A 22,998-nucleotide genomic window follows, 5' to 3' on the forward strand; every position below is an offset into this window, starting at 1 on the left:
CCAGGCTGTGTGTTCAGGCGGCGACGGGGTGCGCGAATTCCTGCTCGGTGCGCATCAGCCCTTCGATCATCCGCGCTTCAGCTTTGGCGATGTCTTCCAGCGACGCAACGGCGAGCTGGCGGTCGAACGCGTCGAGCGCGATGGTCAGCCAAGCGTAGTTGTCGCCCTCGACCGTCCACTCGCCGCGCGCCTTTTCAGCGCTGTCGATATCGGTCATCGCGATCTGGGCTTCGGCGATATCGTCGATCGCTTCGGGCAGATGGCCGATGCGGCTGAGTTCTTCCGCGATGAGCAGTTGCCGGCCGAGCGTCGTGAACAGCTCGCGCGAGCCTTGCCCGCGGCGGAACGCGTCGAGACTTGCGTAGGCTTGCAGCAGCATGGCCCGCGTGATCGGCTCGTGCGCGGCGCGGCTGAAGGTCAGCGCGCGCAGCAACGGCGACATGGCGGGAGCGTGACGGGTCTGTTTGCGGCTTCTCGACTTGTTCGACATGGTGATGTACCTCTTATCTTCGTTTCCTGTGCGGGCGGGGGCCTTGTAGTCGCCAGGAAAAAGGTGCCGCCGATGCTCTGGCGGCACTACAGGGGATGACTGGTGTTACACGGGACGGAAGTCAGCGCTGAGGTGTAACTCCCGTCGGCAGGGATCCAACGACAAGCCTGCGAACGAATAATGAGCCGGGACAATTAAGACAGACTTAAATCGCGAAGGCCATTTCGAGCGACGTACGCAGGCTTGCCGGCATTACTGGTACTGGGCGTGAATGGCCTGACGTTGCGCGGCCTCTTCTTCGGCGTGCTTTTTCGCAAGATGCCGTCCGACGATGCAACCGCCGACCGCGCCAACCACGGCGTGATGGCCCGCGTAGTGTCCCGCGACGCCGCCAACCACGGCGCCTTTGATACAGCCCGCCGCATGCGCCGTCCCGCTGATGGCGAGAATGAGCGTTGCGGCGGCGAGTGTGGCTTTCCCGAAAGCGGTCATGCTGATACCCCGTTTGTTTTGATCGAACCGATGTTGCGCCAGCGCGCCCGATTTCAATAGCGTCGTGCATCGAATCGCGCTGGATACTGTGAGCGCAGTGTACGTGGCGGCCCATGCCGAAGGTGCAACATGTGTGCGAGTTTCGTAACAAGCAGTTAGACGGCGCCTCGGCGGCGTTCGCGCATCACGGCGCGGGCGAAGATGAAGGCGCAGGCGTCGCCCGCAGACGGTGCGTCGTTTTCGGCGCTGCGGCTGCAGCCGAGGCCGCTTCCGAGACGCCCGCTGGGCCCGCAGGCACATCGGCGGGGCGCGTGGACGGGCCTGCCGCGCCGGGATACATTGCCATCAGGGTGCGCAGCACGCCATTGGTCCAGCCAAAGCCGTCCTGCAACGGATACTCGCCGCCGCCTGCCGCCGTCGTACCCGCCTTGGCATCGACGTCGTACTTCTCGACCAGCTTGCCCGTGTGCTGGTAGTACGTGACGTTCGTGCCGATCCAGCGCGTGGCGATCTGCTGCGCGAGGTCCGCGTGACCGTAGCGCCGCAAGCCCGTCACGGCGAGATATTGCAGCGGCGCCCAGCCGTTCGGCTCGTCCCATTGCTGGCCCGTGTTGACCGTCGTGGTCGCGAGGCCGCCAGGGCGCAGCAGGCGAGCGCGGACGGTCTCCGCCACTGCGGCGGCCTGCGCTTTCGTCGCGACGCCCGCGTACAGCGGATAGACAGTCGCCGCGCTCAGCCGGTGCGTGAGCCGGTGCGCGACGAAGTCGTAATCGCCGAATGCGTCGAGTTGCGGGTCCCACAGGACGCGGCGGATCGCATCGGCGCGCGCGGCGGCGCGCTGTTCGAGGTTCTCCGCGTGCGAAGCGTCCCCCTGCACGCGATACGCCTTGGCCAGCGTGCGTTCGAGATCGACGAGCAGGCTGTTCAGATCGACGGGAATCACCGACGTGACTTCGATCGTCGCCAGCGTCTTGCCGTCGGCGAACCAGCGCGAGCTGAAATCCCAGCCCGTTTCGCCGCCCGCGCGCAGATTGCGCCACAGGTCTTCGGCGTTGCGCTGCGGCGTCGCTTGCGCGGTGGCGACGTCTTCCCGATACGATTCGTCGCGCGGCGTGGCGCGCTCGTCCCAATAGCGGTTCAGGAGCGTGCCGTCGGGCAGGCGCACGAGATGCCGGTAGGCGCTGCCGGCCGCGATCTTGTCATGGCCGTCCATCCAGTACGCGTATTCTTTGCGCAACTGGGGCAGATAGCGCAGATAGACCTGATCGCCTTCGCGATCGGCGGCGAGACGCACCATCTGCGCGAAGAACGGCGGCTGCGAGCGGCTCAGATAGTACGTGCGATTGCCGTTCGGAATATGGCCATACCGGTCGATCAAGATCGCGAAGTTGTCGAGTTCGTTCTTCAGCAGATCTTCGCGGCCGCTTTGCCTCAGTCCAAGCATGATGAAGTACGAGTCCCAGTAGTAAATTTCGTCGAAGCGGTCGCCGGGAACGATGTACGGATACGGCAGCGGCAGCAGCGACGACCACGGGCTCGCGCTGGCATCGGGGTCGCGCCGCAGCACGGACCACAGCGTGTCGATATGAGCAGTGATGCTCTGGTTCGGATCGGACACGTAGTTCTTCGTTTCGCGCGCGGGTAGCGTAAAGCGCTGCTCGACGAACGATTTCAGCGCGAACTGCGCGCTGTCCTTCTGCCTGGCATAATCAGCGACGATCTGTTGCGGCGGCGCGTTCGGCACCATGTCGGCGAAGGTCTTGCTGTCCGGGTAGAGATGCGCGAGTTCGACATCGCGATACAGCGCGCCGTATAGCTCGGACGGCGGCACGGGCACGACGGGCGAAGCGTTGCCGTTAATGCCAGCCAGATTGGCCGCTGGTGTTTGCGCGGCGCCTGGCTGCATACAAGCGACGAGCAGCGCGGCGGCACAGAGGGTAGTCGAGAGAATGCGGCGGGTATGGGCTTGCTGCATCGGCATGACGCTCCTGAGTAAGGGCTTTCGATTACAAGGGAGTCACGAGAGCACTGCATGTTCCCCAATGAGCGCAAATTGCGCTCGCCCAACCCGCGTTTCATGCGTTTTGATGGAAACACCCGAATGACCGTTCAACAGCAAGACTGGTTCACGAACCTGATACGCGCGCCCGAGGCGCGCCGCTTCGGACGCACGCTGTCGGGCTGCGTGCTCAGCTACGGCGCCGCGAGACTGGCGGGATTGCCCGAAGGCTATTGGGCATTGATCACGACGATGATCGTCGTGACGCAACCCAGTCTTACTCAGGCCATCACGACCGCACGCGACCAGATCATCGGCGCGTGTATCGGAGGGATCGTGGGCGGGATCGGGCTGGTCGTGATGGATCGCGGCATCGAGCCGCTGACGGTGTTCTCCGTCGCGCTGCTGCCTTTGGCGGCGCTGGCCGCTGCGCGGCCCGGCTTGCGGCTCGCGTGCGTAACGCTGGTGATCGTGGTGCTCGTGCCTGGCGACGGCGGCTCGGCGTTCGTGCGCCCCTTGCATCGCGTGGCGGAAATTCTGATCGGCGCGGCGGCTGCGTTCGTCGCGACGGTGATGTGGCCGAACCGCGCGTTGAAGGGCGCGCATCGGAACGCGCGCGAATGTCTGGAGACGCTTGCGCAGATGATCGAGCACAAGCTTGCGTTCTCGCGGGACGATGCGCAGATGGCGCGTCTCGAGCAGCGCAGCCTCGCCGCGCAAACGGCGCTTGCGGACGCGCTGCAAGAAGCGGGGCGTGAGCATGTGTTCGTGCCGATCCTGCGCGGCAGTTCCGACGCGATCGACAAGGTGCCGCCGTTTCTGAGCCGCTTGCATCGGGACGTGCTGGTGTTCGGCCAGGCGCTCGCGCATACATGCGTGGGCGACGAAGTGCCGCATCTCGATCAGGCGTGGTCGGCGGTGCCGCGTGCGTTGTCGCAGCTCGCCGATGCCGTCGGCGCTATTCCGTTGAACAAACCAAAGTTGCAGGACGCGCGCACGACGCTCGACCCGTTGCTCAAGCGGGTCAACGAACGTGTGGATGGCGCAAACACGACGCTCGCGCCGGGCATCGAGCTCGTGATGGCGTTGATCGTCAAGGACACGGACGGGCTCGTGCAGGTGTTGACGCCCACGGGAAAAACGAAGGCGCCGTAAATGTTCGCTATGCCTCACCAAAACTAACAACGGGACGAGGCAGCGACTATCCTTTTCGATGAGGCCGGATAGTTCGTCGCACGCAAACGACTGACGAATCGGATCACGCCCGCCATCAACGTTTGCAAACCATCGCGCCTCGCTCGCAGTCGATTGTTGTCGCAACGATCAAACAAGGAGGTGAACAATGAAGACCCTTGCGTTTGTTCTTGCTGTCGCGGGTTTGGTGGGTCTTGCCGCGCCCGTGGCGTCGTTCGCGAAGATCGATCAGAACGCCGACTACTATCGCGCCGACTACCGCGTGTACGATACGGGCAACGATCCGCAGGAAGCAAAGCGGCAAAGCAATTGCCAGAGCCGCGGCGACTGCGCGCCTGTCGGCCAGTGAAGCGGCGGCTGCGCCTCTCCTGCATCTGTCGCGGATCGACCGTCGATTTGCACCGCGCGCTGTGGGGCCATGTAGGTGCCCGCAGCGCGTGGTAGGCGCTCGCCATCGGGCAGTGAGCGTGAACATCGAGTCCATCGCCGACACCAATAACCCGCCGACGGCGAAAGACTCTATCAACCACGAAGAGTTAATGACGGCCTTCGCGCGAGCGATAATTCAGGCTCGCAACGCAAGTCAATCTTCCCGCATGCAACACCTCGATCCGCGCAAGCCGACAGCGAAAAGAAAGCTACCGGGCGAATGAGCGTTTAAAATCCGGGCTCACGTTTTTTTCGGACCGGATGCAACGCTTCGGTCCATCCGTCAATTTTTCCGTTTAAGCCCATGTCGACACCTAATCGTGCCAACGCTCGCCGTTCGCTGACGCTTCTCGAAACCCTCGGTCTGGTCGGTATCGCTGCCGCGCTGTGCAGCGCGCTGCTGCGTCACTTTTTCTGAGCGCGGCGGCCGTTACGGCCGCTGCGCGGCGAGCGGCTGCATGCGCTCGTCCAGCTATCACTTAACATGTACACGAAAGCCACTGCCGTCGAACTCCAGTTTTCACCCGATCGCCTCAACGATGGCGCGGGCGATCCGTTCTGGATCGATCTGAACCACAACGAAGCCGTCGAGCTTCATCAGGCGCTGCAACGCTATCTCGACACGCAGGCAGCCGAGCGGCCTGCGCCGCTCGTCGTCTCGCTCGACAAGGACGAAAGCGCGGGCGTTACGGAGCCAGCGGGGTCGAATGCCGCGACGCAGACACAGACATCCGCCGACGACTTCAAGCAGTGGGTCTGCGTGATCTGCGGCTGGGTCTATGACGAAGCAGCTGGCTTGCCGGAAGAAGGCATCGCGCGCGGCACGCGATGGGCCGACGTGCCGGAAGACTGGCGCTGTCCGCTGTGCGATGTCGGCAAGGAAGATTTCGCGCTCGTCGAATTCTGATCGCGCCGCGTTGGCGAAGCGCTGCGCAAAGCCCACAGACGACGCAAACGATAGCCATCCGGCGAAGCGGGTATACTCTCGCGCCTTGAACGTTTGCAACACATCTGCACTTCCGGGCACCGCTTCCTAATGAAAAGCATTACTGCCCTATTGGGCGTCTTCAGTCTCGTCTGGTTCTGCACGAGCGCATTCTCGCAATCCCAGACCGACGTGCCCGACGACTACGCATATCTCACGCGTCTGCACGTCCGTCCCACTGTCATCAACTGCATCGCCGAGCTCGACCGCTGGATTCGGACTACGTCACGTTATGACATGTTCCTCGCACCCGACCGTCGCGTGCTGAAGGCTAAAGTCAACGAAGACGGCGGCCTCTTTTCCGGCAACAATGGTTCGCAGCAGGTCGAATCGACCGTGTCGATGCGCGCGTTCGCACGCGTTCGTAACCGGCAGTCGTGGATGCCCGTGATCGCGCAGTGCGGCGTCTGGCATGAGCATGTCGTCGGTGTGTCGTTGCAGCAGGTCGACGGGCAAACGCCCGTTGTCCGCTGACGAGGCGTGCGGCTCAATCGCCGTGGTTGTTCAGCTTGAAATCCGATGGCGAGCCATATGAGAACCTGCGCGTCAGCGAACGCACATCGTACTCGCGCAACGCGGAAAGATACGACGGACCGTGGATGATGGCGGGCGACGGCGTGCCCGAGCGGTGCCGGTCGTGATGATCAGGTTCGAACGCGGGTGAGTCGAAGTCGGAAGACGGATTGGCGAGCGCGATGATGACCGGGCCGTCCGCGTAAGCCGAATAGACCCCGGCTGTGCCGAACGCGGCCATCCATACTGCGAGCAGTACGACGTACGATTTCATCTGCGACGGGCTGCCGGTCTGATCTCGGCGTGTCATTCGCGCACGATGCGTGAGTTCGCGCCATGAACTGATATTAGTCACGCAACGACGGCAACGCAAGGCGGCCCCGCCGGCGCGCGCTACGTCAGTTCGTCGATCATCAACCGCGCGGCAGGCGAAAGCACGGAGCCGCGCCGCGTCACGATGCCGTATGGCTCGGTGCGCGAGCGCACTTCGATCGCCAGCAGCCGGGCCAGGCCGTGATCGGCAAGCAGCGCCGCCATATCGCGCGGCATCAGCGAAACCAGTGTCGGGTCGCGCTGCAACATCAGCACGGTGGTGATCGTCGATGCGGTTTCGATGGGGTGAGACGGCACCGATAGGCCCGCTTCCTTGAATTCGCGCTCGAACAGGCCGCGCAGCGGCATGATGCTCGGATAGACGATCCAGCGGCTCTTCGCGAGATCGGCGAGCTTCACTTTGCGCGCCTTCGCCAGTCGATGCATCGGGCTCGCGACGATCGCCAGCGGCTCGTCGCTCAGTTCGACATAGTCGTAGTGATCGGGCTGCTGCGCGACCGTCGTGCGGCAGATCGCGAGGTCGAGCCGTCCCTGATCGAGCAGCGCCAGCAGCCGCGCGCTGGTGTCTTCGACGACTTCCACGGTCAAAGTAGGCTGCCGCTCGCGCAGCCGCGTCAACGCGTCCACCAGCACGCCCGACACGGCGCCCGTGATCGCGCCGACCGCGAGCCGGCCGCCCGAGCCTTGCAGGATGCCTTCCATCTCTTCGCGCAGATGCGCGACGTCCATATGAATCAGCCGTGCATAACGGATCACGCAGCGCCCCAGTTCGTTAGGCTGGATGCCTTGTTGCGAACGCGTGAAGAGCGTCGCGCCGAAGGTCGCTTCGATCTCACGCAGCGCCTTGGTCGCGCCCGGTTGCGTGAGCGCCATTTGATCGGCGGCGCGATGTAGCGAGCCGTGCTCGTCGAGTGCGATCAGCAGACGCAGTTGCTTGAGCCGCAGACGGGCGACAATCGAATCGACATTCGGCAGCATGAGTGAGGAAGAGAGAAGATTCGAAGTGAGCGTTTCAGGCTCTGAGCTTGTCGACGAGGAAGTCGACGAAGGCGCGCACGCGCGACGACAGATGCCGCGCATGCGGATACAGCAGCACGAACGGCCTTGTGCGGCCGCCGAACGGCGTGAGCACTTCGCGCAACGTGCCATCCTTCAGGTCTCTTTCGACGACGAACCGATAGGTCTGGAAAAGCCCCGCGTCGTGTCGCGCGAGCGTGGCGCCTGCGAGTACGTCACCCGACGTACTGTTTCCGCCGCGCGTCATCAATTCGCTCTCTTCGCCTTCATGTTGGAACAGCCACGGAATGTTGCGCCCTGTGCTCGGCAGCGCGAACTGGATGCATTCGTGGTGAATAAGGTCGTCGGGTGTCTCCAGCTTCGCCGCCGACTTCAGGTAGGCGGGCGAAGCGACGACCACGAGTTCGGCGTCTTCGAGCTTGCGCGCGATCAGCCCGGAGTCATCCGGCGCGCGGCCCCGGATGGCGAGGTCGAAGCCTTCGTCGGCGAAATCGATGTTGCGGTTGCTCAGGTGCGTTTCGACCGTGACGTCGGGATAGAGCTTGCGAAATTCCGCGAGCAGCGGCAGCACGCGATAGTGGCTGTACGGCGTCGGCATGCTGATGCGCAGCACGCCCGACGGCGTGCTCTGCTGTCCCGTCGCTTCGCGCTCGGCATCGGCGAGTTGGGCGAGCGCCTGACGGCATTGCTCGAAGTAACGGGTTCCTGCGTCGGTGAGTCTGATCTGCCGTGTTGTGCGCACGAAAAGCCGCACGCCGAGCCGTTCCTCCAGGCGCGCAACCGACCGGCTCACGGCCGCGGGCGTCACGCTTGCAGCTGTCGCCGCTAACGTGAAGCTTTCCAGTTCGGCGGCGAAACAGAACAGTTCGATGCTGCCAAGAAGTAGGTCTTCGAATTGACGCTGCATGTCCTTTCCGTGATCGGCGGATGTCGTTCGCGTTGGGCGTCGTCAAGACGCCCAACGCGAAGCGGCGCAGGGTGCCGCGCCGCGTGTCCGAAGAGGATAGCAGGTCTCAAGCCAACTGATACTTCTCGCGGACGAGATGCCCAATGCCGATCCGATCGAGAATTTCCAGCGGGCAGAGGATGGTCACGCGCACCGTGCCGGGCAAGCGGCTGATCTCGATCGAGCCGGCGATCGTCGCGCGATTTAGCACTTCCTCGTAGCTCAGACCGGTGACGGCGGCGGCGCGGCGCAGACCGTTTTCGGTCGCAACGTTAAGGTTGACGCCGCTGCCGATGAACGTCACGGGCCCATTTTCTTCGATGTGATGTTGGCCCCAGCGCGCGCCGAGTTCGGCGACCTTCTTGCGCTGGTCGGCGCTCATCGGGCGCGCCATCGGCGGCAGGTCGTCGAGGTTCTGCAGCAGGATCGGTCCTTCGATCGTCAGGTTCTTGATGACCTCGACGCTGAGTTCTGTTTCACCCGATACATCCGTTGCGTGCCCGGCGATCTCGCCGTTGCCCTGTTGCGCGTGCATGTCGCCGAGATAGACGCCTGCGCCCGGCACCTTCACGGGGCAAATTACGATGCAGCCTTCGCGCACCGAGTTCGTGTCCATGTGCCCATCGGTCTTCGCGCTGTGCAGCTCTTCCGTCGTCATGTTGAAGCGGTGCGGCGCGCCGACCAGATATTGTCCGAAGTCCGCGCAGTTGTGCGAGTCGGGCAGATCGCGCGACGGCGTCGTGCCGATGTTGCCGAGGAACGGCCGCATGTGCGCGGCGAGGCCGGGCATGTCGGCGCGCGCCAGCGACAGGATCGAATGCTGCGCGGCCAGTTCGGGCAGCGCGGACATTGCCGATGCCTTGCCCGCGAGCCGGTCGCCGACTTCCTGGTTCACCGTGAGGCTCACGCCATTTTCCTGGTCGAGCACGATGACGTAGCCGTGTTTGAACTGGAACGCGCTGACTTCCGCGCCGCAATGGTCGCAGCGAATCGCCTCGGGGCCGATGCCTTCGACGTGGCTGGCCGGGTGCTCGGTGCCGCACGACGAACAGAACTTGGCGACGAACGGATCGCCGTGATAGCGCCCTTCGACGAATTGCATCACGCCGGACGACGTGGCATGCGACGTCACGCGCATACGCTGGATTTTCAGCGCGACGGCGTCGCCGACCTCCGCGCCTTCGATGGCAACGGGCTGCGTGACTTCATGACCGCCCTGGAACGCGGGCGTGATCATCGGGCCCCAGCAGCCGGGCGGCGTGCCGGCGATCAGCGTGCCGCCGTCGGCGAGCGGTCCGAGCATCGGCTGGCTCGGGCCGAGAATGCCGTTGGTATAGGATTCGACGCGAAGCTGGCTGACTGATGTGTTGCCGGTCTTTGTGTCGGAGTGGGCAGTCGTGGTCGTCAATTTTGTCTCCTGCTGAAAGTGGGGCGCGATATAGATCGCATGCGATTAAAGCGTGCGAGTCGGATCATACGCGGAGTTTTCCTCATGTCAATCCAGTACGATAAAATCGTATGCGATTTATTCGGCGAGTACGCCACGCCATCGCGCATGCACGCGGCATTTTTCCCGTGTGGAATCGCGATCTTCTGGATTGGTGCCTGCTGGACAATAGTTGGCTCACGAAGTGTCGTTGCCTTGCGGACAACGATTCGTGGACCTGGTTGCTGTTGGTGAGGGCGCCGATTTGCCTGTACGCTTGTGCGGATCAGGGTTCGCCGCCCGCGCCTGCGGCAGCGAACCCCGGATTTCCCCACGATCAACGCGCCACGCCGCGTGCGGCGCGAGGCAGAAAAAACAGGAGTTTCAATGCTTTTACATCTTTCGACTTGGGCCGAGATCGAGCAATACCTGAAGCGAAGCCGCGCGATCGTCGTTCCCATCGGTTCGAACGAGCAGCATGGCCCGACGGGCCTGCTCGGCACCGACTGGCTGTGCCCGGAGATCATCGCGCGTGAAGCGCAAAAGTCCGCTGATATCCTCGTCGCGCCGACGTTCAACATCGGCATGGCGCAGCATCACCTCGGCTTTCCGGGCACGATTTCGCTGCGGCCGTCCACGTTCATCGCTGCCATTGGCGACTGGATTCGCTCGCTGGCGGCGCATGGCTTCGAGAAGATCCTGTTTCTGAACGGGCACGGCGGCAACATTGCATCGATCGAGGCGGCGTTTTCCGAGGTCTATGTCGAAGCGAGCTTCGCGAAGCGTCACGCAGGTTTCGCGATGAAGCTGGCTAACTGGTGGGATCTGGAAGGCGTAGGCGAACTCGCGCGCGAGCAGTTCCCCGAAGGCCACGGCGTTCACGCTACGCCGTCCGAGATTGCGATCACGCAGTGGGCCTTCCCGGACGCGATCAAATCCGCCGACTACTCGCCGAAAATCGCGCCGTCCGGCCCGATTCGCGAAGCGCTGGATTTCCGCGCGCGCTATCCGGATGGCCGCATGGGCTCGGACCCGGCTCAGGCATCGCCGGAAAAGGGTGGTGAACTGGTGCGGCTGGCGGCGTCGAGCCTCGTGCGCGAACTGAACGCGTTCGCCAACGAGCCGCTTCCCGGCTGATGCGGCTGATGCGTGGGATGGGCGCGGAGTTTCGCCGCGCCTTTCACCTGTTCCCAGCACTCAAGACTGAATTGCCCGCTTAATGGTTGACCCATCGTCCGCTGAAAAAGATGATCTGAGGTATAGATAGCATGGCGAGAGCGTTTGCAATGGGAGCCAGGCGGCTTTGGGTCGTCGGGCGAATTTCCGGTTGCGGGCCGCGTGCATGCGCTAATCGTTTTCATGAGGACATGACATGAGCACTCGTTCCGAAGGCAAGCCGCTGTTGAGTTTGTTGGGCATCAGTAAGCCAATCATTCAGGCGCCGATGGCGGGCGTCAGCACGCCTGCGCTAGCGGCCGCCGTATCCAATGCGGGCGGCCTCGGCTCGCTCGGCGTGGGCGCGATGAAAGCCGACGCGGCGCGCAAGACGATCCGCGACACGCGCGCGTTGACGAGCGCGCCGTTCAACATCAACGTCTTTTGCCACGAGCCTGCCACGGCCAATGCGAAAGTCGAACAGGAATGGCTGACGTGGCTCGCGCCGCAGTTCGCGAAGTACGGCGCAAGCACGCCTGAAAAGCTCGCCGAAATCTACACGAGCTTTGTCGAGGACAAGGCGATGCTCGACGTGTTCGTCGAGGAAAAGCCGGCCATCGTCAGCTTCCATTTCGGCCTGCCGTCGAAAGAAGTCATCAAGGCGCTGAAGGACGCGGGCATCACGCTGCTGGCGTCGGCGACGAATCTCGACGAAGCGCAGCAGGTGGTCGATGCGGGCGTCGATGCGATCGTTGCGCAGGGTGTCGAAGCGGGCGGCCATCGCGGCATGTTCGACCCGCAAGCCTTCGATGAAGGCCTCGGCACGTTCGCGCTCACCCGTCTTCTCGTGGAGAAATTCGATCTGCCCGTTATCGCGTCGGGCGGCATCATGGACGGCGCCGGCATTGCCGCGGTGCTTGCGCTCGGCGCGCAGGCCGCGCAACTCGGAACGGCGTTCGTGCCGTGCCCGGAGACGTCGATCGACGACGGCTACCGCCGCGCGATTCTCGGCGATGCCGCGCTTCACACGACGATGACGTCGGCGATTTCGGGCCGTCAGGCTCGCAGCATGGTCAACCGGTTCACGGAACTGGGCCGGGCCGCCGATCGTCCTGCGACGCCGGATTACCCCGTCACCTACGATGCAGGCAAGGCGCTGCACGCCGCCGCGAAAGCGCAGGGCGAGTTCGGCTTCGGCGCGCAATGGGCTGGCCAGGCAGCGGCGCTGGCGCGGTCGCTGCCTGCTGCGGAACTTGTCGCGCGGCTCGATGCGGAACTCGACGAAGCGATCCGTCGATTGCAGCAGTTCGCGCGCTGACCCATAGAGATAAGAAACGGCCACCCGATGGATGAACCGATAACGCATGCAGAAACCGGCAGCACCGCGCGGCTAAGCGGCGCGAGGCTGCTTTCGATCAACATCGGCGTGTGCCAGCCGCTCGACGTGGGACTCGCGTCCGAAGGTCTGAGCGTCGAGTCGGCGATCCGCAAGCGTTCGGTGAGCAGCGCGAGCGAAGGCGCGGTGGTCGAGGTGAAGAAGCTTGGGCTGGTGGGCGACGAGCAGGCGGACCTCAGCGTTCACGGGGGCCTCGACAAGGCCGTTTATCTCTATCCGTTCGAACACTATGCGTGGTGGCGGCAACGGCGCATCGAGGCCGATCTGCCCGATGCGGGCGAGCCATTGGCATTCGGCATGCTCGGCGAGAATCTGACGACGCAGGGCTTGCTGGAGTCGGATCTTTGGGTGGGCGATACGCTTGTGATCGATCAGGTCAGGTTACGGGTGGAAGCGCCGCGTAGTCCCTGTTTCAAGCTCAATGCCGCGATGGGGTACAGGAAAGCTGTTAAGCATATGTATCTGAGTGGATTTGCCGGTGTGTATCTGAGCGTCTTGCAGACGGGGTTTATTCAGGCGGGTGCGCGGATTGAAGTTGTGCCGGGGCGTAGGGAGGAGTCGGTGAGCAATATTCTTGAGTGGCGGCGGGGGAAGGCTCGGCGGGAGCCATGAGGGTTGAGCCTTCGAGGCGCGGGCGTTGCCGGTTGGTGTTTGGGCCTTTGCGCTGGCATCCGCGATTTGCCTTCGTGGCGCGGCCGGTTTGGTTGTTCTAGCGTTTGCGCTGGCATCCGCGTGATGCCTACGTGCTTCAAGCGTCGCCGTTTGGTGTTTTGGCTTTTTTGCTGGCATCCGCGATTTGTTAGCGTGCTTCACGCGTCGCCCCTGTGCGGGGCGGCACCTACTTTTCTTTGCCGCCGCAAAGAAAAGTAGGCAAAAGAAAGCGGCTAACACCGCCAGCCCTTGTTCCTGCGTGAGGGCCCCCAAAGGTTCTTACGCTTCACACGGCAATCACGTGCCCCATGTTCGTTGCCAACGCTCTAAATGAGCGCCTCACCCGCTTCACGCGCCCGCATTACTGCATGCGTTGCCAGATCGTCCACCGCCGCCCAGGTGGCAAACTGTGTGTAGGTCCAAGTGCTCCACACGCCTCACTTCGAACCATTAGTACACGCGTCCCACCCTGTAAGAGCGCCGAGCTATACGACGCGACAACCTACACACAGTTTGCCACCTGGGCGGCGCATACCATTCGCTGCCGCTGGCCCGGGTACGGGTATTCGAATCGGGTGAGGCGCTCATTCAGCGCGTTGGCAACGCGCGCAAGCAGAAAGGCTGCCGTGTGAAGCGTAAGACCGTGTGGGGGCCCTCAGGCAAGAACTAGCACTGGCGGGGTTAGCCGCTTTCTTTTGCCTACTTTTCTTTGCGGCGGCAAAGAAAAGTAGGTGCCGCCCCGCACAGGGGCGACGCGTGAAGCACGCTAACAAATCGCGGATGCGAGCGCAAAGGCAAACACACCAACCGGCATCGCCCGCACCGCGAAGGTATCACGCGGATGCGAGCGCAAAGGCAAACACACCAACCGGCAACGCCCGCACCGCGAAGGCATCACGCGGATGCCAGCGCAAAGGCAAACACCCCAACCGGCAACGCCCGCCCCGCGAAGGCAAAACGCGGATGCCAGCGCAAAGGCCAAAACACCGCCCGGCAACACCCGCGCCGCGAAGGCTCAAACCGGATGCCAGCGCAAACACAAACAAATCAAACCAAACCAAACCGCCCGCGCCGCCAAGGCGCCCAAGCGGCCCCCGCACTCAGTCCTTCTTCTCGGCTTTCAGCCGACGATACTCATCAACCGGCAACCCACCCCATCCCCAGTTTTCCTTCTCGACTTCCTGAATAACGACGAAGGTGGCTTCCAGCGGCTTGTTCAGCACCTTCAGCAGCAACTCGCTCGTTCCCTTGATGAGTTGCGCCTTCTCTTCCGGCGTCACTGCGCTCGTGCCGGGCGTATTTCCCTCGCGCGTAACCTGAATAGTCACGATAGGCATCAGAATCTCCGTAATGTCGTGTGGAACAGGCGCCGTCGCCGGCGCCTCGCCGTGCTTCGTGGCGTGCTTAGTGACCTGCGCTCTGGCCGCCGTCGACGTGCAAGATCTCGCCCGTGACGAACGATGCAGAATCGAGATACAGCACTGCATTGACGATGTCGCTCATCTCGCCCATGTGGCCGACGGGGTGCAGCGAGCCGAGTGCTTCGTGGGTTTCCGGCGCGTGCATCGGCGACTTGATGATGCCGGGAGAAACAGCGTTCGCGCGGATACCCGTCTTCGCGTATTCGATGGCGAGCGACTTCGTTGCGGCGTTCAGGCCGCCCTTGGTCAGCGACGCGAGAACCGACGGCACGCCCGAGATTGCGTGATCGACGAGGCTCGTCGAGATCTGCAGGACGTGGCCGCTCTTGTTCTTTTCCATCTCGGCGATGGCGAGCTGCGTGATGTGGAAGAAGCCGTTCACATTCACATTCAGCACGGCGGCGTAATCTTCGGCCGTGTAATGCGTGAACGGCTTGGCGATGAAAATGCCTGCGTTGTTGATCAGCGTGTCGATGCGGCCGAAGCGTGCAATCGCTTCCGAAACGGCGCGTTGCGCGACTGCGCGGTCGCCGATGTCGCCGGCGATCGCCACGACGTTCGGATCGTCCGACGGCTTGATCGAACGCGCGACAGCGACCACGCGATAACCGTGCTCACGGAAGCCCTTGACGATCTCGGCGCCAATGCCTTGCGATGCACCTGTGACGATTGCGACTTTTTGCGAATTGCTCATGATGGACCTCGAAGAGTTGTTCGGCTTTCTGTCGGAATTGACAGTGCCGTTAGGTCGTAAATCTAGGCTTCCTCGGCGTTGTTGCGAACACCCGGGTTGGACAAACTGTTGTGATTGGGAGGAATAAGTGGGGTTTTTTTGTCTGCGACGCTGGGTGGTTTGCTTGTGTTTGCGCTGGCATCCGCGCTTTGCCTTCGTGCTTCAGGCGTTTGCCGTTTGGTGGTTTGGTCTTTGCGCTGGCATCCGCGTTTTGTTAGCGTGCTTCAGGCGTCGCCCCTGTGCGGGGCGGCACCTACTTTTCTTTGCCGCCGCAAAGAAAAGTAGGCAAAAGAAAGCGGCTCACACCGCCAGTTCTAGTTTCTGCCTGAGGGCCCCCAAAGGTTCTTACGCCTCACACGGCAATCACGTGACCCATGTTCGTTGCCAACGCTCTTGCGCTACGCCTCACCCGCTTCACGCACCTGCGCTGCACCATGCTGTGCCAGATATTCCACGGCCGCCCAGGTGGCAAACTGTGTGTAGGCCGTAGTGCCACACACGCCCCACTTCGGACCCGATTGCGCACGCGTTCCACCATGCAAGAGCGCCAGGCTAAACGACGCGACAACCTACACACAGTTTGCCACCTGGGCGGCACATACCATTCGCTGCCGTGAGCCCATGTACGGGTATTCGAAGCGGGTGAGGCGCTCATTCGAAGCGTTGGCAACGAGCGCCAACAGAGCAGTTGCCGTGTGAAGCATAAGACCCGTTGGGGGCCCTCAGGCAAACACAAGAACTGGCGGTGTGAGCCGCTTTCTTTTGCCTACTTTTCTTTGCGGCGGCAAAGAAAAGTAGGTGCCGCCCCGCACAGGGGCGACGCGTGAAGCACGCTAACGCATCGCGGATGCCAGCGAAAACCCCATAAAACCAAACCGTCCGCACCGCGAAGCCTCCCCCGCGGACCGCCAGCGAAGCAGGCGAAAGAAATCCACCCACACTGCCTGTGGTACTGCGCACCAGATGAAACAAACCATTTCACGCATGACCAAACATGCCGACGGCAGTCAAAAAAGCGCGACGCCCACGCCAAAAAAGCCGCGCCGGGGCAACCCGAACACGGCGTCACACGCGAACGATCACCCCATCGAACCAGGGCCAGCAACCCGCACTACTCGTTAGGCGAAAACTCCGCAAGCACGTCCTCATGCAACTCATCAAGTATCTGCCGATAATCCCGCGGCGTCACACGAGGGTTCAACGCGACATGCGACACCCCCTGCTCCCGCGCCAGATCAAGATAATCACGCAACGCGCGACTACCAATCGCAAAACCGCCACCAATCCGCTTGAACGGATAATCTCGCCGCGGATGCAAGTACAAAAACCCACCAAACGCGAGCGGCTTCGCGTCGCCATCGGGGTTCGTCTGACGATTCGTTTCTCTCCACTCATCGGCGAATGATTGCAACCGCGCAGGTTCCGGCACGAATCCAAGATACCCGTCCATATTGCCCGCGATCCAACCAAGCGTCTGCTGCGAGCGCCCGACCGCGATAGTCGGCACTCTCCCGAACACAGGCTTCGGCAGCATGGTCAGCGAGCCATCTCCTCGTCCAAAACGCTCCGATTCGAAGCGCGGAAAGTTCTGCTCGCTCACGCTGCGATAAACCCCATACGCATCGCGGAAACGCTCCCCGCGACTCTCGAAGTCGATACCAAACACGGGATATTCAGAAGGCCGATCACCCGACGACATCCCTATCACGATGCGCCCGCCCGTCAGCCTGTCGAGCGAATTGACCTGCTTCGCGAGCATGAGCGGCTCGCGCATCGGCAGCACGATGCCTGTCGTGCCGAGCGTGATCCGCTCAGTCGCGGTGGCGAGATGCCCGATATAGATCAGCGGCTCGAAGATCTGACCGGAATCGCCGTATTGCGGGTCATAGAACGGGATATCGCGCGCCCATAACGCGGCGACGCCGGCCTGCTCGGCACGTTGCGCCATCTGCAGATGGTCGGCCATCGACGGATGAGGCGACGCGGCGTGCGTTTCGAGCGGCAGGATCAGCCCGACAGTGAGCGCGTCGCGCCGGAAGACGCGGTCGTAACCGCGATGACCTTGCAAAGGGAACGGAGCGCGCTCGACTTGCGTTTCGGGAAAAGCGATTGGCATGTCCATGATGTTTTCCTCCAGTGACGTCAGCTTACGGACATGCGTCGACGGGAAAAACACAGCGCCGCTAACAACACTTGATACACGGCGTCAATAGAGATGGACAGCAGGGAAGCGCGTGAAAAACTTCGTTTCACTCACGATGATGGTATGCATCATCAATCATCATTTTACTTGATCGATCGCCGCTCCTATCGTTGAGGAAAACAGAAGAGCGTGTCGGGTAGCCCCCGAAATGCGCCTACTTCGAAACGAAATACAGGAGACATCGTGGTCCAAACGACTGCACTTCACAACGTCCGGTTGTCGCCGGCGTTCGTACGACTCGTCGCGCGTAGGCGCAGGCTCGTCATATTGCTCACGCTCGGCACCTTGCTGCCTTACTACGCTTTCGTGCTGATAGCAGGCTTCGCGCCGAAAGTGCTCGCGTTGAAGCTGTTTCCCGGCAGTGTCATGACGATCAGCTGGCCGTTGGGCGTCGCGCTGATCGTCGGCACATGGATACTGACGGGCATCTATATTCGCCGCGCAAACGGCGAGTTCGACGAGTTGACCGCTCAGGTCCTGGCGGGAGACGCGCAATGAAACGATGCGTCAAGCTCATCGGCGGCGTGCTGGCCGCTGTCATCGCCTGTGACGCAATGGCCGCAGCGGAGGTGCTCGAAAAAGTACAGAAGCAGCCGCTCAACACGACGGCCATCGTCATGTTCCTCGCGTTCGTCGTTGCGACGCTCGGCATCACGTTTTGGGCCGCGTCGAAGACGAAGTCGATGAAGGACTTCTACAACGCGGGCGGCGGCATTTCCGGTTTTCAGAACGGCCTCGCGCTGGCGGGCGACTATATGTCGGCGGCCGCGCTGCTCGGCGTCACGAGCATGATCTTCTTCAACGGCTACGACGGCATGCTCTACGCGGTGAGCTTCTTCGTCGCGTGGCCGTTGCTGATGTTTCTGTTCGCCGAGCGCATCAGGAATCTCGGGCAGGTCACGATCGCCGACATCGCATCGTTCAGACTCGACCAGCAGAGAATACGCACGCTGATGGCATTCGGCTCGCTGACGGTGGTGTGCTTCTATCTCGTCGTGCAGATGGTGGGCGCGGGTCAGCTGATCCAGTTGCTATTCGGGCTTCAATACAACTATGCCGTCGTCGTGGTCGGCGCGCTGATGGCGGTGTATGTGACCTTCGGCGGCATGGTCGCGACAACCTGGGTGCAGATCATCAAGGCCGTGCTCATGCTGTTCGGCGCGACGCTGCTCGCAGTTCTCGCGTTGAGCAAGTTCGGCTTTTCGATCGACGACATGTTCGCGCAAGCAATCGCCACACATAAGAGCGGCGCCGGCATCATGCTGCCGAGCAAACTCGTCGCCGATCCGTTTGCGATGCTGTCGCTGTCGGTGGGACTGGTGTTCGGCACGTCAGGCTTGCCGCATATCCTGATGCGCTTCTTCACGGTGCCCGATGCAAAGGCGGCGCGCAAGTCCGTGTTCGTCGCGACGGGGTTTATCGGGTACTTCTTCCTGATCGTCATGGTGCTCGGCACAGCCGCGATTGTGATCGTGGGCCGCAATCCGTCGTTCTACGAGGGCGGCGTGATCGGCGGCAAGCTGATCGGCGGCGGCAACATGCCCGTCATGCATCTGGCGAAGGCGATGGGCGGAGACCTCGTGCTGGGCTTCCTGTCCGCCGTCGCCTTTGCAACGATCCTCGCCGTCGTGGCGGGACTCACGATGGCAGGTACATCGGCTATCTCGCACGACCTGTACGCGATGGTGATCAAGCGCAATCGCGCCGATCACGCGAAGGAAAAGCGCGTGTCGAGAATCGCATCGATTGCGATCGCGTGCGTGGCAATCCTGCTCGGCATCGTGTTCAAGGATCAGAACGTCGCGTTCCTCGTGGCGCTGACATTCAGCGTGGCCGCGTCGGTCAATTTTCCGATCCTCACGCTCGCGATCTACTGGAAAGGCTTGACGACGCGCGGCGCTCTGATGGGCGGTATTGCGGGGCTCGTCAGTGCAGTGGGTCTGGTCGTGCTGTCTCCCGCCGTATGGGTCAAGGTGCTCGGACACGCGACGCCGATCTTCCCGTACGACTACCCCGCAATCATTTCGATGACGATCGCGTTCTTCTTCACATGGATCGGATCGGTCACCGATCAGGGCGCGCGAGCGGCGAACGAACGCGAGCAATTCGACGAGCAATTCGTTCGCGCACAGACGGGCATCGGTTCGTCGCGCGCCGCCAGTCACTAGAGAACTGCTGCAATCGATAGGGAACAAAAATGTCGAACTCGCCTATGTCATCCACACACGATGCTCAAATGCACGGCACGCATGCACACTTTCAATGGCGCGATACCGGTCTGGGATTTTCGCCTGTCACGATCGCGCTGCACTGGATCGTCGCGGCGCTGGTGCTCGCGATCATTGGAATCGAGATTGCGCTTGTTGCGTCGCCCAATGTCGAGTTAGCGAAGGTTCTGAACCTGCTCGGCACGATCCTGTTTCCGATCTCGGCCTATCGGTTCTGGGCGCGCGTGACGTCGTGGCATCCGCTGCCGCTCGGCACGCCGAATCCTGTCGAGGTGATCGTGAGCCGGTCGGTTGCGACTGCACTGGCGCTGGCGATGGTGCTGCTGCCTGTCGCCGCGTGGCTCGCGAAATCAGCGGCTGGCCAGCTTGTCGAATTGCCCGGCGGATGGACCATTCCGTCGCCGATGCATCCAAACGCGCAGGCCGCGCAGGTCTTCGATGTTCTCTTCAAGATTGGCGCAACGCCGTTCGTGCTTGGCTTGGCGCTACATATCTTCGGTGCCTGCAAGAATCATTTCGTGTTGAAGAACGATGCGTTGAAACGCATGCTTGGCAAACGCGTGGAGCTTTGAATCATGAGCACAACAGGTTTTGAGTTTGGTGGAAACGCCGTCACGAAGCTTTGCGGCGTCAGATATCCGATCTTCCTCGCCGGCATGGCGGCGATCTCCGGTCCGAAGCTCGTTGCGGCCGTCGCCAATGCGGGCGGGATGGGAACGGTGGGCGGATTGCGTCTGCCGCCGCTCGCGTTGCGGCGATGGATTCGCGAAACGAAAGAACTGACTAACAAGCCGTTCGGCGTGAATCTCGTTCCTTCGTTTGGCGGCCCGGATGTATTCGAGGCGCAGTTTCAGGTCGTGTTGCAGGAAAAGCCCAGGATGCTCTCGTTGTTCTATGCGGAGAACTATCCGCACATGATCTCGCGCGCCAAAGACGCGGGAATGGTGGTCATGGTCCAGGTCGGTTCCGTTGAGCTCGCGCGCAAGGCTATCGCGCAAGGCGCCGACATCATCACTGCGCAAGGCAGCGAGAGTGGCGGGCATCTGAACCGCGGCACGATTGGACTGCTTTCGCTACTGCCTTCGCTTATCTCCGTGGCGGACGGGCGTCCTGTGCTCGCGGCAGGCGGGATCACGAATCGCGACGATGTTCGCACTGTGATGAACATGGGCGCGGGCGGCGTGCTGTGCGGCACGGCGTTCGTTGCGTGTGACGAGTCGAATGCGCATCCGCTTTACAAGCAAAAGATCGTGGATGCGACGGTCGATGACACCGAATACCGTACCGGCTATTCGTTCGGCTGGAGGTACGGCACGCCGCACCGGGTCATTCCGAATCGCGACAAGTGGAATTTGTTGCGGCATATCGGCGGCGGTGCGCGGGTGATCGACAAACCGAGAATGGCGCAAAAGCTGTCGTTGTATGCGGGGCAGGGTGTTGGGAAGATCGACCGTGTGGTGTCGGCGGCGGCGCGCGTGGAGGAGCTTGTGATGGGGCTTGCTGACGAGGGCGAGGGGGATGCGGTTGAACAGTTCGAGGGGGTTCGGTTGCGCTATGCGTAGGGTGGGGTGATTCGACGGGCGGCCCTTGAGGTCGGCTCGTCGTATGCGGGGCGGGAGGCGCTGATTTCGACCAATGGTTGCCGCTCGCCCATCGCACAGGACTGTTACTTGAACGTGCGGATACGAACCGCACAACTCTGAATGCGGGCGCCTGGCCGATTGTGTGGTCGGTGTTAACCCGCTAAAACCCTTCCGGCGCTTGCAATCCCTCCCGGTACGACCCAAAATGTAAGCGCTAACACGATATTTGCAGCGCATCACTAGCGAATTAATGGGCTCAAACTCTAAACGGCCCGTCAAAATGTAAGCGCTAACATAAAGTGGGAAACCGGATCGAGCGCTCAGCGCAATGCGCCGTGGCGCGCAGACCTCTATCCCGCACGCGCCGAAATGGACGCGCAATTCCAAGGCTGCCCGACAGCGTATCGGCGCGGCTCGACGCAACTCAATCGGACACATGAAGCGGAGACAACGATCATGAGCGCAACCCCTGGCCACGAGCAGGCCCCACCGAAAATTCGCCGGGCCCAGATCGTGGCGCTCACGCTGTTGATGGTCAGCGGCATCGTCAACTATCTGGACCGTGGCACGCTCGCCGTCGCCAATCCGCTGATCCGGCATGATCTCGGCCTGTCACTGGGTGAGATGGGGCTGCTGCTCTCCGCGTTCTCGTGGAGCTATGCGCTATTTCAGTTGCCGGTGGGCGGTCTCGTCGATCGCGTCGGGCCGCGCAAGCTGCTCGGCATCGGCCTGATCGTCTGGTCGCTCGCGCAGGCCGCCGGCGGCTTTGTTTCGACCTTCGGCTGGTTCATCCTTGCGCGGATCGTGCTCGGCATTGGCGAGGCGCCGCAGTTTCCGTCGGCGGCGCGCGTCGTCAGCAACTGGTTTCCGCTGCGCGCCCGCGGCAAGCCGACGGGCATCTTCAACTCGGCGTCCCCGCTCGGCACGGCACTCGCGCCGCTCTGCCTGTCAATCCTCGTCGTGAATTTCCACTGGCGCTGGGCGTTCATCGTGACGGGCGTCGTTGGCCTGGTGGTGGCGGTCGTATGGCTTGCCGTGTATCGCGATCCCGCGAAGGCCACGATGACGGAAGAAGAGCGCCGCTATCTCGAAGGTGACGAGGCGGAGCACAAGCCCGCGCCGTCGGTCACCTTCGCGGAGTGGCGTTCGCTGTTTTCGCACGGCACCACGTGGGGCATGCTGATCGGCTTTTTCGGCTCGGTCTACCTCAACTGGGTGTACCTGACGTGGCTGCCGGGCTACCTGACGATGGAACGCCACATGAGCCTGATGCATACGGGCGTTGCGGCATCGATTCCATTCTTCTGCGGCTTTCTTGGCTCGCTCACGGCCGGGTGGTTCTCGGATCTCATGACGAGCCGCAGCACGAATCCCGTTGGCAGTCGCCGCAACGCTGTGGTGATCGCGATGCTCGGCATGGTCGCGTTCACGATTCCGGCGGCGCTCGTCGAGAGCAATACGATTGCGATCGCATGCATCTCGGTGGTGATTTTCCTGGCTAACGCCGCTTCAGCCAGTTCCTGGGCGCTCGCGACGGCCGCCGCGCCACCCAACCGCGTCGGCTCGCTCGGCGCGATCCAGAATTTCGGCGGCTTCCTGGGCGGCGCGCTTGCCCCGATCCTGACCGGCTACATCGCGCAGAACTGGTCCTTCGTGCCCGCGCTGCTAACCGCGGCAGGCATCGCGTTCGTCGGCGCGATGAGCTATGTGCTGTTCGTACGCAAGCCGATCGAGGATAAGCCCGCACACGTCGAAGCCATTCGAGCGCAGGCGTGACGAGATCGCACGCCGGGCTCCACTCAAC

At 62.3% G+C, this 22,998-nt stretch carries 23 protein-coding genes; 13 read left to right on the forward strand and 10 right to left on the reverse strand.

The window, feature by feature from the left end:
* Positions 1-13: 13 nt before the first annotated feature.
* The 3 genes from C2L65_RS29915 to treF all read right to left on the reverse strand — a co-directional run bounded on the left by C2L65_RS29915 (position 14) and on the right by treF (position 2,963).
* Positions 14-490, reverse strand: coding sequence for a hypothetical protein (locus C2L65_RS29915; RefSeq protein ID WP_042310603.1), 477 nt, complete (start codon positions 488-490; stop codon positions 14-16).
* Between the two features lie 252 nt (positions 491-742).
* Positions 743-982: a hypothetical protein gene (locus C2L65_RS29920; RefSeq protein ID WP_042310718.1), complete on the reverse strand. Its 240-nt coding sequence runs from the start codon at positions 980-982 to the stop codon at positions 743-745.
* 184 nt (positions 983-1,166) lie between these two features.
* On the reverse strand, positions 1,167-2,963 hold the full coding sequence (gene treF, locus C2L65_RS29925) for an alpha,alpha-trehalase TreF (RefSeq protein WP_042310605.1): 1,797 nt from the start codon (positions 2,961-2,963) through the stop codon (positions 1,167-1,169).
* A 120-nt stretch (positions 2,964-3,083) separates the two neighbouring features.
* Between treF and C2L65_RS29930 the strand changes: the two genes are divergently transcribed.
* From C2L65_RS29930 to C2L65_RS29945, 5 genes are all read left to right on the forward strand, one after another.
* Positions 3,084-4,136, forward strand: coding sequence for an FUSC family protein (locus C2L65_RS29930; RefSeq protein WP_042310607.1), 1,053 nt, complete (start codon positions 3,084-3,086; stop codon positions 4,134-4,136).
* Between the two features lie 187 nt (positions 4,137-4,323).
* Entirely contained in the window at positions 4,324-4,524 is a 201-nt protein-coding gene (locus C2L65_RS29935; RefSeq protein ID WP_042310609.1) for a hypothetical protein, read from the forward strand.
* A 118-nt stretch (positions 4,525-4,642) separates the two neighbouring features.
* Complete coding sequence (locus C2L65_RS45700; RefSeq protein WP_156132340.1) at positions 4,643-4,828, forward strand: hypothetical protein; 186 nt, start codon at positions 4,643-4,645, stop codon at positions 4,826-4,828.
* Positions 4,829-5,088: 260 nt separating this feature from the next.
* Positions 5,089-5,511, forward strand: a complete 423-nt coding sequence (locus C2L65_RS47175) for a rubredoxin (protein ID WP_081921150.1) — start codon at positions 5,089-5,091, stop codon at positions 5,509-5,511.
* A gap of 129 nt (positions 5,512-5,640) precedes the next feature.
* Complete coding sequence (locus C2L65_RS29945; protein ID WP_042310611.1) at positions 5,641-6,063, forward strand: BspC domain-containing protein; 423 nt, start codon at positions 5,641-5,643, stop codon at positions 6,061-6,063.
* A 13-nt stretch (positions 6,064-6,076) separates the two neighbouring features.
* Here the strand turns inward: C2L65_RS29945 and C2L65_RS29950 are convergent, their stop codons facing one another.
* The 4 genes from C2L65_RS29950 to C2L65_RS29965 all read right to left on the reverse strand — a co-directional run bounded on the left by C2L65_RS29950 (position 6,077) and on the right by C2L65_RS29965 (position 9,806).
* Positions 6,077-6,412, reverse strand: a complete 336-nt coding sequence (locus C2L65_RS29950) for a hypothetical protein (RefSeq protein WP_233446672.1) — start codon at positions 6,410-6,412, stop codon at positions 6,077-6,079.
* 83 nt (positions 6,413-6,495) lie between these two features.
* Positions 6,496-7,413 carry a LysR family transcriptional regulator gene (locus C2L65_RS29955; RefSeq protein WP_042310612.1) on the reverse strand — a complete coding sequence of 306 codons (918 nt, stop codon included), beginning with the start codon at positions 7,411-7,413 and terminating at the stop codon, positions 6,496-6,498.
* Between the two features lie 34 nt (positions 7,414-7,447).
* Complete coding sequence (locus tag C2L65_RS29960; protein WP_042310614.1) at positions 7,448-8,359, reverse strand: LysR family transcriptional regulator; 912 nt, start codon at positions 8,357-8,359, stop codon at positions 7,448-7,450.
* 106 nt (positions 8,360-8,465) lie between these two features.
* Positions 8,466-9,806: an acetamidase/formamidase family protein gene (locus tag C2L65_RS29965; RefSeq protein ID WP_042310616.1), complete on the reverse strand. Its 1,341-nt coding sequence runs from the start codon at positions 9,804-9,806 to the stop codon at positions 8,466-8,468.
* A 405-nt stretch (positions 9,807-10,211) separates the two neighbouring features.
* On the opposite strand from C2L65_RS29965, the gene C2L65_RS29970 reads away from it, so the two are divergent.
* The 3 genes from C2L65_RS29970 to C2L65_RS29980 all read left to right on the forward strand — a co-directional run bounded on the left by C2L65_RS29970 (position 10,212) and on the right by C2L65_RS29980 (position 12,987).
* Positions 10,212-10,961, forward strand: a complete 750-nt coding sequence (locus tag C2L65_RS29970) for a creatininase family protein (protein WP_007580257.1) — start codon at positions 10,212-10,214, stop codon at positions 10,959-10,961.
* 235 nt (positions 10,962-11,196) lie between these two features.
* Entirely contained in the window at positions 11,197-12,297 is a 1,101-nt protein-coding gene (locus C2L65_RS29975; protein WP_042310619.1) for an NAD(P)H-dependent flavin oxidoreductase, read from the forward strand.
* Between the two features lie 27 nt (positions 12,298-12,324).
* Positions 12,325-12,987 (forward strand): MOSC domain-containing protein, encoded by a 663-nt coding sequence (locus C2L65_RS29980; protein ID WP_042310621.1) that lies wholly within the window; start codon positions 12,325-12,327, stop codon positions 12,985-12,987.
* Positions 12,988-14,126: 1,139 nt separating this feature from the next.
* Here the strand turns inward: C2L65_RS29980 and C2L65_RS29990 are convergent.
* The 3 genes from C2L65_RS29990 to C2L65_RS30000 all read right to left on the reverse strand — a co-directional run bounded on the left by C2L65_RS29990 (position 14,127) and on the right by C2L65_RS30000 (position 17,302).
* Positions 14,127-14,363 (reverse strand): tautomerase family protein, encoded by a 237-nt coding sequence (locus C2L65_RS29990; RefSeq protein ID WP_007580254.1) that lies wholly within the window; start codon positions 14,361-14,363, stop codon positions 14,127-14,129.
* A gap of 67 nt (positions 14,364-14,430) precedes the next feature.
* On the reverse strand, positions 14,431-15,141 hold the full coding sequence (locus C2L65_RS29995; protein ID WP_042309567.1) for an SDR family NAD(P)-dependent oxidoreductase: 711 nt from the start codon (positions 15,139-15,141) through the stop codon (positions 14,431-14,433).
* 1,150 nt (positions 15,142-16,291) lie between these two features.
* Entirely contained in the window at positions 16,292-17,302 is a 1,011-nt protein-coding gene (locus C2L65_RS30000; RefSeq protein WP_042309602.1) for a TIGR03571 family LLM class oxidoreductase, read from the reverse strand.
* Positions 17,303-17,566: 264 nt separating this feature from the next.
* Here C2L65_RS30000 and C2L65_RS30005 point away from each other — a divergent pair, with 264 nt between their 5' ends.
* The 5 genes from C2L65_RS30005 to C2L65_RS30025 all read left to right on the forward strand — a co-directional run bounded on the left by C2L65_RS30005 (position 17,567) and on the right by C2L65_RS30025 (position 22,970).
* Positions 17,567-17,881, forward strand: a complete 315-nt coding sequence (locus C2L65_RS30005; RefSeq protein WP_007584137.1) for a DUF485 domain-containing protein — start codon at positions 17,567-17,569, stop codon at positions 17,879-17,881.
* Positions 17,878-19,551, forward strand: a complete 1,674-nt coding sequence (locus C2L65_RS30010) for a cation acetate symporter (protein WP_042309565.1) — start codon at positions 17,878-17,880, stop codon at positions 19,549-19,551. Before C2L65_RS30005 ends, C2L65_RS30010 begins: the two co-directional genes overlap by 4 nt.
* A gap of 44 nt (positions 19,552-19,595) precedes the next feature.
* Positions 19,596-20,183, forward strand: coding sequence for a cytochrome b (locus C2L65_RS30015; RefSeq protein ID WP_042309600.1), 588 nt, complete (start codon positions 19,596-19,598; stop codon positions 20,181-20,183).
* Positions 20,184-20,186: 3 nt separating this feature from the next.
* The gene (locus C2L65_RS30020; protein ID WP_042309563.1) at positions 20,187-21,173 is read left to right on the forward strand and encodes an NAD(P)H-dependent flavin oxidoreductase; all 987 of its coding nucleotides are present in this window, start codon (positions 20,187-20,189) and stop codon (positions 21,171-21,173) included.
* A gap of 477 nt (positions 21,174-21,650) precedes the next feature.
* Complete coding sequence (locus C2L65_RS30025; RefSeq protein WP_042309597.1) at positions 21,651-22,970, forward strand: MFS transporter; 1,320 nt, start codon at positions 21,651-21,653, stop codon at positions 22,968-22,970.
* Positions 22,971-22,998 lie beyond the last annotated feature (28 nt).

Source organism: Paraburkholderia terrae (assembly GCF_002902925.1).
GTDB classification, from domain to species: Bacteria; Pseudomonadota; Gammaproteobacteria; order Burkholderiales; family Burkholderiaceae; genus Paraburkholderia; species Paraburkholderia terrae.

Coding starts and splice junctions, on each gene's coding strand:
- C2L65_RS29915 (WP_042310603.1), bottom strand. CDS start 490: ATGTCGAACAAGTCGAGAAGCCGCAAACAGACCCGTCACGCTCCCGCC.
- C2L65_RS29920 (WP_042310718.1), bottom strand. CDS start 982: ATGACCGCTTTCGGGAAAGCCACACTCGCCGCCGCAACGCTCATTCTC.
- treF (WP_042310605.1), bottom strand. CDS start 2,963: ATGCCGATGCAGCAAGCCCATACCCGCCGCATTCTCTCGACTACCCTC.
- C2L65_RS29930 (WP_042310607.1), top strand. CDS start 3,084: ATGACCGTTCAACAGCAAGACTGGTTCACGAACCTGATACGCGCGCCC.
- C2L65_RS29935 (WP_042310609.1), top strand. CDS start 4,324: ATGAAGACCCTTGCGTTTGTTCTTGCTGTCGCGGGTTTGGTGGGTCTT.
- C2L65_RS47175 (WP_081921150.1), top strand. CDS start 5,089: ATGTACACGAAAGCCACTGCCGTCGAACTCCAGTTTTCACCCGATCGC.
- C2L65_RS29945 (WP_042310611.1), top strand. CDS start 5,641: ATGAAAAGCATTACTGCCCTATTGGGCGTCTTCAGTCTCGTCTGGTTC.
- C2L65_RS29950 (WP_233446672.1), bottom strand. CDS start 6,412: ATGACACGCCGAGATCAGACCGGCAGCCCGTCGCAGATGAAATCGTAC.
- C2L65_RS29955 (WP_042310612.1), bottom strand. CDS start 7,413: ATGCTGCCGAATGTCGATTCGATTGTCGCCCGTCTGCGGCTCAAGCAA.
- C2L65_RS29960 (WP_042310614.1), bottom strand. CDS start 8,359: ATGCAGCGTCAATTCGAAGACCTACTTCTTGGCAGCATCGAACTGTTC.
- C2L65_RS29970 (WP_007580257.1), top strand. CDS start 10,212: ATGCTTTTACATCTTTCGACTTGGGCCGAGATCGAGCAATACCTGAAG.
- C2L65_RS29975 (WP_042310619.1), top strand. CDS start 11,197: ATGAGCACTCGTTCCGAAGGCAAGCCGCTGTTGAGTTTGTTGGGCATC.
- C2L65_RS29980 (WP_042310621.1), top strand. CDS start 12,325: ATGGATGAACCGATAACGCATGCAGAAACCGGCAGCACCGCGCGGCTA.
- C2L65_RS29990 (WP_007580254.1), bottom strand. CDS start 14,363: ATGCCTATCGTGACTATTCAGGTTACGCGCGAGGGAAATACGCCCGGC.
- C2L65_RS29995 (WP_042309567.1), bottom strand. CDS start 15,141: ATGAGCAATTCGCAAAAAGTCGCAATCGTCACAGGTGCATCGCAAGGC.
- C2L65_RS30000 (WP_042309602.1), bottom strand. CDS start 17,302: ATGGACATGCCAATCGCTTTTCCCGAAACGCAAGTCGAGCGCGCTCCG.
- C2L65_RS30010 (WP_042309565.1), top strand. CDS start 17,878: ATGAAACGATGCGTCAAGCTCATCGGCGGCGTGCTGGCCGCTGTCATC.
- C2L65_RS30015 (WP_042309600.1), top strand. CDS start 19,596: ATGTCATCCACACACGATGCTCAAATGCACGGCACGCATGCACACTTT.
- C2L65_RS30020 (WP_042309563.1), top strand. CDS start 20,187: ATGAGCACAACAGGTTTTGAGTTTGGTGGAAACGCCGTCACGAAGCTT.
- C2L65_RS30025 (WP_042309597.1), top strand. CDS start 21,651: ATGAGCGCAACCCCTGGCCACGAGCAGGCCCCACCGAAAATTCGCCGG.